The following is a 14,167-nucleotide window of genomic DNA, read 5'->3' on the forward strand; positions in this document are numbered from 1 at the left end:
ACAAACAATATTTCATACTATATCACTATAGTTTTGGAGGTAATATGAAAATTGTTGAAATAAAACAAATAACATTGTTATTATTACAGCAACTATTAGAAATATGGGAAAGTTCTGTAAAAGCAACACATTTATTTTTATCAGATGATGAAATAGAAAATATTAAAAAATATGTCCCTCAAGCATTAAAAGAAGTACCTTATTTAATCATTGCAGAAAATGAGAATGAAACTCCTATTGCTTTTATGGGGATTGATGGGCAAAAATTAGAAATGTTGTTTGTTTCAAATGGACAAAGAGGAAAAGGAATTGGTAAAAGGCTAATAGAATATGGCATTGAAATTCATTTTATTAACGAACTGGCTGTAAATGAACAAAATCCATTCGCCAAAAGCTTTTACGAACATATGGGATTTCAAGTATATAAAAGAAGTAATTATGATGAACAAGGAAATCCCTATCCTCTTTTATATATGAAACGAATATAGCAATTTATAAATTGAAACATTTATAATAACAAAGGAGGTATATTATAATGGGAATGACAATGACACAGAAAATACTTGCTGCACACGCTGGTATGGACTGTGTAAGTGCAGGACAGTTAATACAATCAAAATTAGATATTGTTATGGGAAATGATATTACAACTGCTGTAGCAATACCAGAATTTAAAAAAACAGGTGCAAAAGAAGTATTTGATAAAGACAAAGTTGTAGTAGTATTAGACCATTTTACACCAAATAAAGACATTAAAGCAGCAGAACAGTGCAAAAGCTGTCGTCAATTTGCTTATGATACCAATATTAAAAACTTTTTTGATGTAGGAGAAGTAGGTATTGAACACGCATTGCTTCCAGAAAAAGGTATTGTTGTACCTGGTGATGTAATTATTGGTGCAGATAGCCACACTTGTACTTATGGTGCATTAGGTGCTTTTTCAACAGGTATAGGCAGCACAGATATGGCAATTGGTATGGCAACAGGAGAATGTTGGTTTAAAGTGCCTTCTGCTATTAAATTTAATATTGTTGGTAAACCTTCTAAATATGTTAGTGGGAAAGATGTGATATTGCATATTATAGGAATGATTGGTGTAGATGGTGCATTATATAAATCAATGGAATTTACAGGAGAAGGTATTAAAGAGCTTTCTATGGATGATAGATTTACCATTGCAAATATGGCGATTGAAGCAGGTGCAAAAAATGGTATTTTCCCAGTAGATGAATTAACCATTGCTTATACAAAAGAGCATTCCACAAAACCATATACAGTATATGAAGCAGATGCCGATGCAGTATATGATGAAGAATATACCATTGATTTGAGTACACTTCGTCCTACTATAGCATTTCCTCATTTGCCAGAAAACACTAAAACAGTTGATGAGGCTGGAGAAGTAAAAATTGACCAAGTTGTTATTGGTTCTTGTACAAACGGCAGATTTTCAGATATGAAAATTGCCGCAGATATATTAAGGGGCAAAAAAGTAGCAAAAGGTGTTAGAACAATTATTATTCCTGCTACACAAAAAATTTATTTAGATTGTGTAAAAGCAGGCTATGTTGAAGATTTTATAAATGCTGGAGCAATATTTTCCACACCAACTTGTGGACCATGTCTTGGCGGTCATATGGGCATTATGGCAGCAGGAGAAAGATGTGTTTCTACAACTAACAGAAATTTTGTAGGACGTATGGGACACGTAGAAAGTGAAGTATATCTTGCAAGTCCAGCAGTTGCTGCAGCATCTGCTATTGCAGGAAAAATTGCAAGTCCAGAAGAATTGGAGGGTTGAGTTGTGGAAGCAAAAGGAAAAGTATTCAAATATGGCGACAATGTAGACACTGATGTCATTATACCAGCACGTTATTTAAATGTATCCAGTGGCGAAGAACTAGCAAAATATTGTATGATTGATATTGACCCTGATTTTGTAAATAATATGAACAAAGGAGATATTATTGTAGCAACAAAAAATTTCGGTTGTGGTTCTTCTAGAGAACATGCACCTCTTGCTATAAAATGTGCAGGAGTTTCTTGTGTTATTGCAAGCACATTTGCAAGAATATTTTATAGAAATGCTATCAATATTGGTATGCCTATATTAGAATGTGAAGAAGCAGCAAATGATATTGAAAATGGAAATGAAGTATCTATCAATTTTGATACAGGTGTCATTACAAATATTACGAAAAATAAAACATATCAAGCTCAGGCTTTTCCAGAATTTATTAAAAAAATTATGGAAGCCGACGGACTTGTACAACAAACTAAAAAGAGATTAGAAAAATAAAAATATATTTATTATTAATGTCTTTTTTAGAAAGGAGAACATTATGGCAGAATTTCATATTGCTGTAGTAGCTGGTGATGGTATAGGCCCAGAAGTAACAGAGCAAGCTATGGCAGCATTAAATAAAATTGGAGAACAATTTCATCATACATTTCATTTTAACAAAGTATTGGCAGGAGGCTGTGCTATTGATGAAGTAGGAAAATGTCTTCCTGATGAAACATTAGAACAGTGCAGAAAAGCAGATTCTGTATTATTAGGTGCAGTAGGAGGGCCTAAATGGGACACTGTAGCAGGTGACCAAAGACCAGAAAAAGCATTACTTGGTTTAAGAGAAGGATTAGGACTTTATGCAAATTTACGCCCAGCCATTATACACAAAGCACTTTCTAATGCTTGTCCCCTCAAAGCAGAAATTACAGGAGATAGTCTTGACATATTAATTGTAAGAGAATTGACAGGCGGTATTTATTTTGGTGAAAAAGGTTATAGAGAAGGAAAATATGGACAAGAAGCATTTGATGTAGAAGCATACAGTGAAATGGAAATCAGAAGAATTGCAAAAAATGCTTTTGACGTTGCTATGCAGAGAAACAAAAAAGTAACCAGCGTAGACAAAGCGAATGTTTTGGAAAGTTCTCGTTACTGGAGAAAAATTGTAACAGAAGTAGCAAAAGCGTATCCAGAAGTAGAACTAAATCATATGTATGTAGACAATGCTGCTATGCAGTTAGTTAGAAATCCAAAACAATTTGATGTCATTGTAACTTCTAATATATTTGGTGACATTCTTTCTGATGAAGCAAGTATGATTACAGGCTCTATTGGATTATTACCATCTGCGAGCTTGGGAGAAACTGGAGCAGGTATGTATGAGCCAATACATGGTTCTGCACCAGATATTGCAGGAAAAGATATGGCAAATCCTATTGCAGCAATACTTTCTACTGCTATGATGTTAAAATATTCTTTTAAATTGGACAAAGAGGCAGAAGCAATAGAAAAAGCAGTTACTTCTGTATTAGAAGCTGGTTATAGAACAGCGGACATTATGAGCGAAGGCATGAAAGCAGTTGGCACGAAACAAATGGGAAAATTGATTTGTGATGCTATACAATAGTATTGTATAAAAATACATTCTATATTTTTTATTATATTGTTAAAACAAAAAATCTGTTAAATTTTTTTCAAAAAACTATTTACAAATTTTTAAAATAGGTGTATCATAATAAAAAAATTAAATATGATTTTCTTCAGGGCAGGGTGTAATTCCCGACCGGCGGTATAGTCCGCGAGCGAATAGATATTTGCTGACATGGTGTAATTCCATGACCGACAGTATAGTCTGGAAGGAAGAAGAAAAACAATACCATAGTTCTATGTTTTATTTGTGTAGCATAGAATAAATTATATTGTAAATTTGCCCTGAAATACATTGTGTGTTTCAGGGTTTTTTATTATCGTTATAAACATAAAAAGTGTGTCAATATATTTTTTGATATGCTGTTATTTTGTTATAATTTTAACGATAATATATTGTATTTTTTTGCCCTGTATATTAAATATGCAGGGCTTTTTTATTCGGAGGTATATATTATGGTTTTTATATGTGAAAAATATATGAAAAAAGCAATACAGCTTGCACAGCTTGGCAGGGGACACACAAATCCCAATCCTATGGTAGGTGCTGTTATTGTCAAAAATAACAAAATAATAGGAGCAGGATATCATCAATATTATGGAGGACTCCATGCAGAAAGAGATGCTTTTGCCAATTGTGTAGAAGATCCCTCTGGTGCTGATTTATATGTTACATTAGAGCCTTGCTGTCATTATGGTAAAACACCTCCTTGTACTGACATTATTATAGAAAAAAATATTAAAAGAGTATTTGTAGGCTCTGATGACCCTAATCCTCTTGTAGCAGGAAAGGGTATAGAAAAATTAAAGCAAAATGGTATAGAAGTATACACAGGAATATTAAAAGCACAATGTGATGAATTAAATACAATATTTTTTCATTATATCAAAACAAAAACGCCTTATGTTGTTATGAAATACGCTATGACGGCAGATGGCAAAATTGCCACTCATACAGGTGATAGCAAATGGATTACATCAGAACAGTCAAGAGAACAGGTACATCACATCAGAAATGCTGTTTCTGGCATTATGGTAGGTATTGGTACAGTATTAGCAGACAATCCGCTATTAAACTGTCGTATAGAGGGTGGAAAAAATCCTACTCGTATTATTTGTGATAGCACATTAAAAACACCTTTAGATAGTCAAATTGTAAAAACAGCAAATGAAATTAAAACAATTATTGCTTTTGCACAAAAAGACGAACAAAAACAGATAACATTACAAAAAGCTGGCATACAGTTATTGTATTTACCAAATGAGCAAAATAAAGTAGATTTAATTGCACTTATGACGGAATTAGGAAAACAAGGTATTGACAGTATATTATTAGAAGGCGGTGCAATATTAAATGAATGTGCATTACAGTGTGGTATTGTAAATAAATTGTTGGTGTATATTGCACCTAAAATATTTGGAGGAAGTCAATCAAAATCTCCTGTAGCAGGCAAAGGCGTTGCTATGGCAAATGAAGCATATGGCTTGTGTTTAAAAGAGTTTAAAACAATAGGACAAGATATTTTATTAGAATATGATGTCAAAAAGGCAGGTGAATAATATGTTCACAGGTATTATAGAAGAAATAGGACAAATTGTTTCTATACAAAAAAACAATCAATCTGCAAAAATCACCATTTCTGCAAATAAAATACTGCAAGATATTCATTTAGGGGATAGTATAGCAGTAAATGGTATTTGTTTAACTGCTTGCCATATCACACAAAATCATTTTACAGCAGATGTTATGGTAGAAACAATGCACCGCAGTAATTTAGGTAATTTACAAAAAGGTAGTATTGTAAATTTAGAAAGAGCAATGCCTGCAAATGGTCGCTTTGGTGGTCACATTGTTTCAGGACACGTAGACGGTACAGGTATCATAAGTAATTTAAAAAGAGAAGAAAATGCAGTTTGGGTAAGTATAAAAGCAAATCAAAGCATACTAAAATACGTGGTGGAAAAAGGTTCTATTACTATAGATGGTATTAGCTTAACAGTTGCTTATATAGATAATAGTTGTTTCAAAGTTTCTATCATTCCTCATACAGCAGAACAAACAATACTTTTGCATAAAAAAATAGGCGACAGTGTCAATTTAGAATGTGATATATTAGCAAAATATGTTGAAAAACTACTTTTTCATACACAACAAGAGCAAACAGAACACAAAACACAAAAAGGGATTACATTAGAATTTTTACAAAATAATGGATATTAAAAGGAGCGTAATAACATGAGTGAATTTGTATTTAATACCATAGAAGAAGCACTTCAAGATTTAAGAGAAGGTAAATGGATAGTAGTAGTAGATGATGAAGATAGAGAAAATGAAGGAGATATTATTGTCGCAGCAGAATTTGCTACCACAGAAGCAGTTAATTTTATGGCAAGCTATGCCAAAGGCTTAATCTGTATGCCTATGACAGAAGAAATAGCTGGAAAATTAAATTTTCACCCTATGGTGAAAAAAAATACAGACAATCATGAAACAGCATTTACTGTTTCTATAGACCATATAGATACTACAACAGGTATTTCAGCATATGAAAGAGGTATTACAGCCAGAAAAGTAGTGGAAGATGATGTAAAACCAGAAGATTTTAGACGTCCTGGACATATGTTTCCTCTTGTTTCAAAACCTATGGGAGTGTTTGAAAGAAATGGACACACAGAAGCAACTGTTGATTTAATGAAGTTAGCAGGATTAAAGCCTTGTGGACTCTGTTGTGAAATTATGAGAGATGATGGTTATATGGCAAGACTGCCTTATTTAATAGAATTTGCACAAAAACATCATTTAAAATTGATTACTGTTGCTGATTTAATCACTTATAGAAAAAATCACGAAAAATTAGTGGAATGTGTTGCAAAGGCAAAAATGCCCACTATATACGGCGATTTTACAATACATGGCTATATCAATAAATTAAATGGAGAACATCACGTCGCTTTAACTATGGGAGATATTTCAGATGGCAAACCAGTATTGTGTAGGGTACATTCTGAATGTCTTACAGGTGATGCACTTGGTTCTGCTCGTTGTGATTGCGGTCAGCAATATGATGCTGCTATGAAAAAAATTGCACAAGAAGGCAGAGGTGTATTGCTTTATATGAGGCAAGAAGGTCGTGGTATTGGTTTAATTAACAAAATCAAAGCATATGCTTTGCAAGATGAAGGCTATGATACTATAGAAGCAAATATTAAATTGGGATTTCCTGCAGATATGAGAGATTATACTATTGGTACACAAATATTAGCTGATTTAGGTATTAGAAAAATGCGTTTGATGACAAATAATCCTAAAAAAATAGAGGGATTAGCAAATTATAATTTAGAAATTGTGGAAAGAGTACCTATACAAATGGAATTGAGAGAACAAGATGCAGCCTATTTAAAAACAAAACAACAAAAAATGGGACATTTATTAACTTATTAAGGAGGAAATATTATTATGAAAATTTTAGAAGGTAATTTAATAGCACAAAATATCAAAGTTGCATTAGTAGCATCTAGATTTAACGAATTTATTGTTTCTAAACTGATTAGTGGTGCTGTTGATGGCTTAAAACGTCACAATGTTTGTGATGACGATATTACACTTGCTTGGGTACCTGGTGCATTTGAAATTCCTTTGATTGCTTCTAAATTAGCAAAATCTGGAAAATATGATGCAGTTATTTGTTTAGGTGCAGTAATAAGAGGTGCAACTTCTCACTATGATTATGTTTGTAATGAAGTATCGAAAGGTGTTGCTCATGTTTCATTAGAAACTGGTATACCTGTATTGTTTGGTGTACTTACAACAGATACTATTGAACAGGCTATTGAAAGAGCAGGTACAAAAGCAGGCAATAAAGGGTATGATTGTGCATTATCTGCTATTGAAATGATAAATTTAAGTAAAGAAATATAAAATACTATATAATAAATAGTATTGTAAAAATATAGGTGATGTATGAATAAAATTCATTCATCACTTATTTTTTTATATATAAAAAAATACTTGAAAATCATTTTAATTAGATTTACTATTTTATTACATCATACTATAAGGAGTGGTACTATGTGCTTTTATAACAAAATATATAAAGAAAATATAAATACAGCAACAGTATTATATAGTAGGAGAGTAGGTGCTTATGGTCATGAGAATGTTATATTGATGGAAAATTTTAAAAAATGGTTAAAAGAAAATAAATTATTTGATGATAACACTGTTATTTTAGCTATTCCATTAGACAATCCTAATATCATAAAAGCTGAGCAATGTAGATATGATGTTTGTATGATTTATTCTGGTAGTGATAAAATCAGTTCTGAGAATGTCAAAATGAGAAAAATTACTGGAGGAAAATATGTTATATTTTTAATAGAACATACAAATGAAGCAATTAAAAAAGCATGGCAAGAATGTTTTTTTGAATTAGAAAAATTAGGTTATTTATTAGATATTTCAAAACCAATAATAGAAAGATATGTTAAAAAATTAGTAGATAAACATTATTGTGAATTATGTATTCCAATTTTATAACATAAAAATACATTATATATATGATTATTATAGTATTGTTTGACATTTTTTGTCTATTTTTACTATAAAATAGAATAATATATACTATTTTACCATCAAGACATTGACATTTTATACAGTTTCAAATATGATAATAGAAGGAATTTATTATATTTTTATTATAATAATAGACAGGAGGGTAATTATTATGAATATATTTGATATTTTAGGCCCAGTTATGGTTGGTCCATCTAGTTCTCATACTGCTGGTGCGACTAAAATTGGCTTAACTGCAAGAAAGTTACTTGCTGAAAAACCTATTAAAGCAGATATTTATTTACATGGCTCTTTTGCTGCTACTGGTGTAGGACATGGTACAGATAAAGCACTTATTGCAGGTATATTAGGTATGCAAGCAGATGATATGAGAATACCTCATAGTTTTGAAGTAGCAAAAGAAGAAGGCTTAGCTTTCTCCATACAAAACAAAAATTTAAAAGAAGCTCACCCAAATACAGCACTCATTGAAATTGAAGGAGAACAAGGAAGAACATTAAAAATACAAGCTTCTTCATTAGGCGGCGGAAGAATTATGGTAAATAAAATTGATGATATTGACGTAAATTTCAGTGGCGAATACAATACATTAATTATACATAATGTAGACCAACCAGGTCATGTTGCAGAAGTAACATCTCTTTTAGCACATAAAGGTGTAAATGTTGCAAATATGCACTTGTATCGTGATAGACGTGGCGGATATGCTTGTATGGTAATTGAAATTGACCAGCAAATGCCTCAGTCTGGATTAGATTGGCTTAAAAGAGTAGAAGGAATTATAAAAGTAACATATTTTAATAGGGAGGTCGATTGATATGTCCTATCATGCAATAAAAGAATGGATAAGTATAGCAGAACAAAAAAAATTGCCTTTATGGGAAGTTGTATTAGAAGATGATATGTCAGAAAGAGCAGTTTCAAGAGAAGACTCTTTAAAAGAAATGGAAAAAATATGGGACGCTATGCTTTTATCTTCAGAGCAATATGACGGAACATTGCGTTCCAATAGTGGTCTTGTAGGAACAGACGGACAAAAATTAGAAGACTATGGTAAAAAAGGAAATACACTTTGTGGTGATTTTATAAATAAAGTAATGACAAGAGCAGTACAAGTTAGTGAGTCCAACGCTTGTATGAAAAGAATTGTCGCAGCACCAACTGCTGGTTCTTGTGGTGTTATGCCAGCAGTATTTGTAACATTATACAAAGAAGAAAAAGCAACAAAAGAACAAATTATACAAGCATTATATGTTGCTTCTGGTATTGGTAAAGTCGTTGCAGAAAGAGCATCTATTGCAGGAGCATCTGGAGGGTGTCAGGCAGAAGTAGGTACTGCTTCCGCTATGACAGCAGGAGCTTTAGCAGCATTGCATGGCGGTACTTCTAAACAAATAGGAGATGCTTTAGCTATTGCATTAAAAAATCTTTTGGGATTGGCTTGTGACCCTGTTGCTGGCTTAGTAGAAGTACCTTGTGTCAAAAGAAATGTAATTGGTGCTATTAACGCTGTTGCAGCAGCAGATATGGTATTAGCTGGTATCGAAAGCGTTATCCCTCCTGACGATGTAATAGACGCTATGGGAGAAATTGGACATGAAATGTCCTATAAAATAAAAGAAACTGCTTTAGGTGGTTTGGCAGCAACACCAACAGGACAAGCTATTGCAGATAGAGTATTACAAAAATAATTAAAAAACCTTCTTGTATAAATTGACATGCAAGAAGGTTTTTATATACTTTTTTTATTCACAATACGAATATATGCCCCTACACAACAGTACATCACTACAGCGTTACAAGTATAATAATTCAAATGGTTATTTTCTATTTCCGCTACAATACCTTCTAACAATATATCAAGTATTTTTATTGCCTTTTCTATTCCTAGTGTTGATACAGCAGACACTAATGTATCCATAGTTCCCTGCCAATAATATACATTTTGATTTTTTATAGCTTCTATATTATATAAATGTTTTTCTATCAAACAAAAAACATTTTGAGGTATTAAATCTTTTTGTTTTGCTATATAAAGTATTCTTTTTTCCATATGGTATCTCCTTATCTATTTATATACATATCATATCTATTATAAAATAATAAACAATTATTGTCTATCTATTAAGCAATCATAAAACAACTTCTTTATTTGATTTATTGTATTTTTATGCTAATATTGCTATAATGAAGTAACATAAATTTACAATAGGAAAGGTGTTTTTACTCTATGAAAATAAAAGATATTATATGCAAACAAAGACCTACATTGTCATTTGAAATTTTTCCTCCTAAACCTGGTGCAGACTTTGAACCTGTTAAAAAAGCCGCAGAAGAAATTGCAAAATTAAAACCAGATTTTATTAGTGTAACATATGGTGCAGGAGGTGGTACAAGTAGCAATACTATCAAAATTGCTTCTTATATACAACAATTAGGTGTTACTGCACTAGCACATTTAACTTGTGCTTCTTCTACAAAAGACGAAGTCGAAACAGTACTACAACAAATCAAACAAAGCAGCATTGAAAATGTATTAGCACTGAGAGGAGATATACCAGAAGGAAGTAATTTTCCTCAGCCAAATCAATATCATTATGCTAGTGAATTAGTAGAACATATTAAAAAAAGTAGCGAACTTTGTGTTGGTGGTGCTTGTTATCCAGAAGGACATACTGAGTCTGCTACAAGGACAGAAGACATTACTCATTTAAAAATAAAAGCAGATATGGGTTGTGATTTCTTGACAACACAAATGTTTTTTGACAACAATATATTATACAATTATTTATATCATATTAGAGAAGCTGGCATCACTACACCAGTGCTTGCTGGTATTATGCCTGTTACAAATGGAAAACAAATCGCAAGAATTTGTCAGCTTTCTGGTACAATACTTCCTCAAAGATTTCGTTCTATTGTAGATAAATTTGGCAATAAACCTGAAGCAATGAAACAAGCAGGTATTGCCTACGCCACAGACCAAATTATTGATTTAATTGCAAATGGTGTAAAAGGTATTCATGTATATTCTATGAATAAGCCAGACGTTGCAGCAAAAATAATGGAAAATCTTTCAGAAATTATAAGGTAACTGCTATGGAATTAAAAGATATTTCACAAAAAGAAGTATTTCGTTATTTAGGCTATAAAAATAATACAGTAGATGAAACTATACAAAATATTGCTATAGACTGTACTACAGAACTATTAAATAATTGTCGCATGAATTATACTTATAAAATATTTTGCTGTACTGTAGAAAATGGAAAAATTGTAATTGATAATAGAATTATAATACAAAGTAAAAATCTTTCTAAAAATTTAGCAGAATGTAATGAATTGATACTTTTTGCAGCAACACTAGGCATACAAGCAGATATGTTAATACAAAAATATACTCATTTGGATATGAGTAAAGCTGTTGTAATGCAGGCAGCTGCTGCAGCAATAATAGAGCAATATTGTGACCAATGTCAATATGATATTGAACAACAACTTGAAAACAAAAACCTTTTTTTAAGACCTCGTTTTAGTCCTGGCTATGGCGATTTTGATTTAAAACATCAAAAAGACATTATAGCACTATTAGACTGCAATAGAAAAATTGGTTTAACATTGACAGACAGTTTGTTGCTTGCTCCCTGCAAATCAGTAACGGCTGTTATGGGAATTTCTAATCAAAACAGGCACTGTAATAAAAAAGGCTGCGAAGTCTGTACAAAAACAAACTGTACATTTCGGAGAGGATGATACTATTTGAGCATATTGGAATTATTAAAAAATCGCATTATTTTTTTTGATGGTGGTACTGGCACACTTTTACAGGAAAAAGGATTACAGGCAGGAGAATTGCCAGAACTTTGGAATATAGAAAAAAAACAAGCACTTATTGATATACACAAAAATTATTTTGAAGCAGGCAGTGATATTGTACTAACAAATACATTCGGTGCAAACTGTATTAAATTACAAGATATACCATACACCATAGAACAAATTATTACAGCAGCAGTAGAAAATGCTAAACAAGCAGCAAAACAAGTCTGCCATAATAAAAAAGGCTATGTTGCATTAGATATTGGCCCTACAGGAAAATTGTTACAGCCTTTAGGCGATTTAACATTTGAAGCTGCTTATGAAGCATTTCAACAAATGGCTGTTGCTGGAGAAAAAGCAGGTGCTGACATCATTGTAATAGAAACGATGAGCGATATTTATGAAACAAAGGCAGCTGTACTTGCTGCAAAAGAAAATACAAATTTACCTGTATTTGTAACAGTAGTATTTGATGAAAAAGGAAAGTTGTTAACAGGCAGTGATATTGCTTGTGTAGTAAGTGTATTGGAAGGGCTTGGAGTAGATGCTATTGGTATGAACTGTGGTTTAGGCCCTCATCAAATGCTATCTCTTGCAGAACAAATGCTTTATTATAGTTCTATACCTGTTATTGTAAAGCCAAATGCAGGACTTCCTAGAAGTGAAAACGGTAAAACAGTATTTGATGTAACACCTGAAGAATTTGCAAAAGAAATGGTAAAAATAGTGGATAAAGGTGCTTGTATTGTAGGTGGCTGCTGTGGTACTACACCAGCTCATATCAACTCACTTTATCAACTCTGCAAAGACAAAAAGCCTTTACCTATTGTACCTAAAAATAAAACACTTGCTGCTTCTTATACAAATGCTGTTGAAATTGGTAAAATACCTGTTGTTGTAGGAGAACGTATTAATCCTACTGGAAAATCTCGTTTTAAACAAGCACTTAGAGAAAAAGATTTTGATTATATATTAAGAGAAGGATTTTCACAGCAGCAAAAAGGAGCACATATATTAGATGTCAATGTAGGTCTGCCTGACATTGATGAAACAGATATGCTTGTTACTGTTATAAAGCAACTGCAAAGTGTTATTGATTTGCCTTTACAAATAGATACTTCAAACATAGTTGCTATGGAAAAAGCATTACGTATTTATAATGGTAAAGCAGTTATCAATTCTGTAAATGGTAAAAAGGAGTCTATGGAAGCAGTATTCCCTCTTGTTAAAAAATATGGTGGTGTTGTCATTGGTCTTACATTAGATGAAAATGGTATTCCTGCCACAGCAGAAGAACGTTTTGAAATTGCAAAAAAAATTGTAACAACTGCAGAAAGCTATGGTATTTCCAGCAAAGATATTATGATAGATGTGTTGGCTATGACAATTAGTTCTGACCAACATTCTGCATTAGAAACATTAAAAGCATTAAATATGGTAAAACAAAAGCTAAATGTAAAAACAGTATTGGGAGTTTCTAATATTTCATTTGGTTTACCTCAAAGAGAAATTATTACAGCAAACTTTTATACTATGGCTTTGCAAAATGGTCTTGACGCTGGTATTATCAATACAAATTCTGATATGATTATGCAGTCTTATTATGCTTATAAGGCTCTAGCTGGTTTAGATGATAACTGTATGGACTATATCAGTCAATATGGAGGACAAGCACCTACTATAAAAACAGCAGCAAATACTTCTTCAGATGATATTTCATTAGGCACAGCAATAGAAAAAGGATTAAAAGAAAGGGCAAAACAAGCAGCAGAACAAAAACTTGAAAATACAGAACCTTTAACTATTATAAATGAAGAACTTATTCCTGCATTAGACCATGTTGGAAAAGGATTTGAAAAAGGTACTGTATTTTTACCTCAGCTTTTAATGAGTGCAGAAGCTGCAAAATTTGCTTTTGAAGCTATTAAATTGCATATGAACAAAAGCGGTGTTGTGCAAAATAAAAAAGACAAAATTATACTTGCTACAGTAAAAGGAGATATACATGATATTGGAAAAAATATTGTAAAGGTGCTTTTAGAAAATTATAGTTATGATGTTGTAGATTTAGGAAAAGATGTTCCTCCAGAAAAAATAGTAGAAACAGCAATTTCTCAAAATATCAAACTGGTAGGACTGAGTGCTTTAATGACAACCACTGTAACAAATATGGAAGAAACTATAAAACAATTAAAACAGAAAAAGCCTGATTGTAAAATTGTTGTAGGTGGTGCAGTACTTACACAAGAATATGCAGACAGTATTGGTGCTGACCACTATGCTAAAGATGCTATGGCCACGGTATATTATGCTCAAAAAATATTAGGTTAATGTTC

The 14,167-nt window shown here is 32.1% G+C and carries 15 protein-coding genes and 1 riboswitch; of the genes, 14 read left to right on the forward strand and 1 reads right to left on the reverse strand.

Features of this window, described 5'->3' with window-relative positions; genetic code table 11:
• Positions 1 to 44 precede the first annotated feature (44 nt).
• From C820_RS03300 to sdaAA, 11 genes are all read left to right on the forward strand, one after another.
• A complete protein-coding gene (locus C820_RS03300; protein WP_004035316.1) occupies positions 45 to 488 on the forward strand; it encodes a GNAT family N-acetyltransferase in 444 nt (147 codons plus the stop codon).
• Positions 489 to 535: 47 nt separating this feature from the next.
• The gene (gene leuC, locus C820_RS03305) at positions 536 to 1,801 is read left to right on the forward strand and encodes a 3-isopropylmalate dehydratase large subunit (RefSeq protein ID WP_004035314.1); all 1,266 of its coding nucleotides are present in this window, start codon (positions 536 to 538) and stop codon (positions 1,799 to 1,801) included.
• A 3-nt stretch (positions 1,802 to 1,804) separates the two neighbouring features.
• Positions 1,805 to 2,299 carry a 3-isopropylmalate dehydratase small subunit gene (leuD, locus tag C820_RS03310; protein WP_004035312.1) on the forward strand — a complete coding sequence of 165 codons (495 nt, stop codon included), beginning with the start codon at positions 1,805 to 1,807 and terminating at the stop codon, positions 2,297 to 2,299.
• 43 nt (positions 2,300 to 2,342) lie between these two features.
• On the forward strand, positions 2,343 to 3,419 hold the full coding sequence (gene leuB, locus C820_RS03315) for a 3-isopropylmalate dehydrogenase (RefSeq protein WP_004035310.1): 1,077 nt from the start codon (positions 2,343 to 2,345) through the stop codon (positions 3,417 to 3,419).
• 125 nt (positions 3,420 to 3,544) lie between these two features.
• Positions 3,545 to 3,664: riboswitch (FMN riboswitch) on the forward strand.
• Between the two features lie 231 nt (positions 3,665 to 3,895).
• Complete coding sequence (ribD, locus tag C820_RS03320) at positions 3,896 to 4,999, forward strand: bifunctional diaminohydroxyphosphoribosylaminopyrimidine deaminase/5-amino-6-(5-phosphoribosylamino)uracil reductase RibD (protein ID WP_004035308.1); 1,104 nt, start codon at positions 3,896 to 3,898, stop codon at positions 4,997 to 4,999.
• A gap of 1 nt (position 5,000) precedes the next feature.
• A complete protein-coding gene (gene ribE, locus C820_RS03325) occupies positions 5,001 to 5,660 on the forward strand; it encodes a riboflavin synthase (protein ID WP_004035306.1) in 660 nt (219 codons plus the stop codon).
• A gap of 15 nt (positions 5,661 to 5,675) precedes the next feature.
• Complete coding sequence (locus C820_RS03330; RefSeq protein WP_004035305.1) at positions 5,676 to 6,881, forward strand: bifunctional 3,4-dihydroxy-2-butanone-4-phosphate synthase/GTP cyclohydrolase II; 1,206 nt, start codon at positions 5,676 to 5,678, stop codon at positions 6,879 to 6,881.
• A gap of 15 nt (positions 6,882 to 6,896) precedes the next feature.
• Positions 6,897 to 7,358: a 6,7-dimethyl-8-ribityllumazine synthase gene (ribH, locus tag C820_RS03335; protein WP_004035303.1), complete on the forward strand. Its 462-nt coding sequence runs from the start codon at positions 6,897 to 6,899 to the stop codon at positions 7,356 to 7,358.
• 150 nt (positions 7,359 to 7,508) lie between these two features.
• Complete coding sequence (locus tag C820_RS03340) at positions 7,509 to 7,976, forward strand: AraC family transcriptional regulator (RefSeq protein ID WP_004035301.1); 468 nt, start codon at positions 7,509 to 7,511, stop codon at positions 7,974 to 7,976.
• 187 nt (positions 7,977 to 8,163) lie between these two features.
• Positions 8,164 to 8,829 carry an L-serine ammonia-lyase, iron-sulfur-dependent subunit beta gene (gene sdaAB / locus C820_RS03345; RefSeq protein ID WP_004035298.1) on the forward strand — a complete coding sequence of 222 codons (666 nt, stop codon included), beginning with the start codon at positions 8,164 to 8,166 and terminating at the stop codon, positions 8,827 to 8,829.
• Position 8,830: 1 nt separating this feature from the next.
• The gene (gene sdaAA / locus C820_RS03350) at positions 8,831 to 9,703 is read left to right on the forward strand and encodes an L-serine ammonia-lyase, iron-sulfur-dependent, subunit alpha (RefSeq protein ID WP_004035297.1); all 873 of its coding nucleotides are present in this window, start codon (positions 8,831 to 8,833) and stop codon (positions 9,701 to 9,703) included.
• A gap of 41 nt (positions 9,704 to 9,744) precedes the next feature.
• On the opposite strand, the gene C820_RS03355 is transcribed toward sdaAA, so the two are convergent.
• Complete coding sequence (locus C820_RS03355) at positions 9,745 to 10,065, reverse strand: hypothetical protein (RefSeq protein WP_004035295.1); 321 nt, start codon at positions 10,063 to 10,065, stop codon at positions 9,745 to 9,747.
• Positions 10,066 to 10,242: 177 nt separating this feature from the next.
• On the opposite strand from C820_RS03355, the gene metF reads away from it, so the two are divergent.
• The 3 genes from metF to C820_RS03370 are packed head-to-tail and all read left to right on the forward strand — an operon-like array spanning position 10,243 to position 14,162.
• The gene (gene metF / locus C820_RS03360) at positions 10,243 to 11,106 is read left to right on the forward strand and encodes a methylenetetrahydrofolate reductase [NAD(P)H] (protein WP_004035287.1); all 864 of its coding nucleotides are present in this window, start codon (positions 10,243 to 10,245) and stop codon (positions 11,104 to 11,106) included.
• Between the two features lie 5 nt (positions 11,107 to 11,111).
• The gene (locus C820_RS03365) at positions 11,112 to 11,765 is read left to right on the forward strand and encodes a vitamin B12 dependent-methionine synthase activation domain-containing protein (RefSeq protein WP_004035285.1); all 654 of its coding nucleotides are present in this window, start codon (positions 11,112 to 11,114) and stop codon (positions 11,763 to 11,765) included.
• Between the two features lie 6 nt (positions 11,766 to 11,771).
• A complete protein-coding gene (locus tag C820_RS03370) occupies positions 11,772 to 14,162 on the forward strand; it encodes a homocysteine S-methyltransferase family protein (protein ID WP_004035283.1) in 2,391 nt (796 codons plus the stop codon).
• Positions 14,163 to 14,167 lie beyond the last annotated feature (5 nt).

The sequence above is a fragment of the Clostridium sp. MD294 genome (assembly GCF_000364165.2).
GTDB lineage: Bacteria > Bacillota > Clostridia > Lachnospirales > Anaerotignaceae > Coprocola.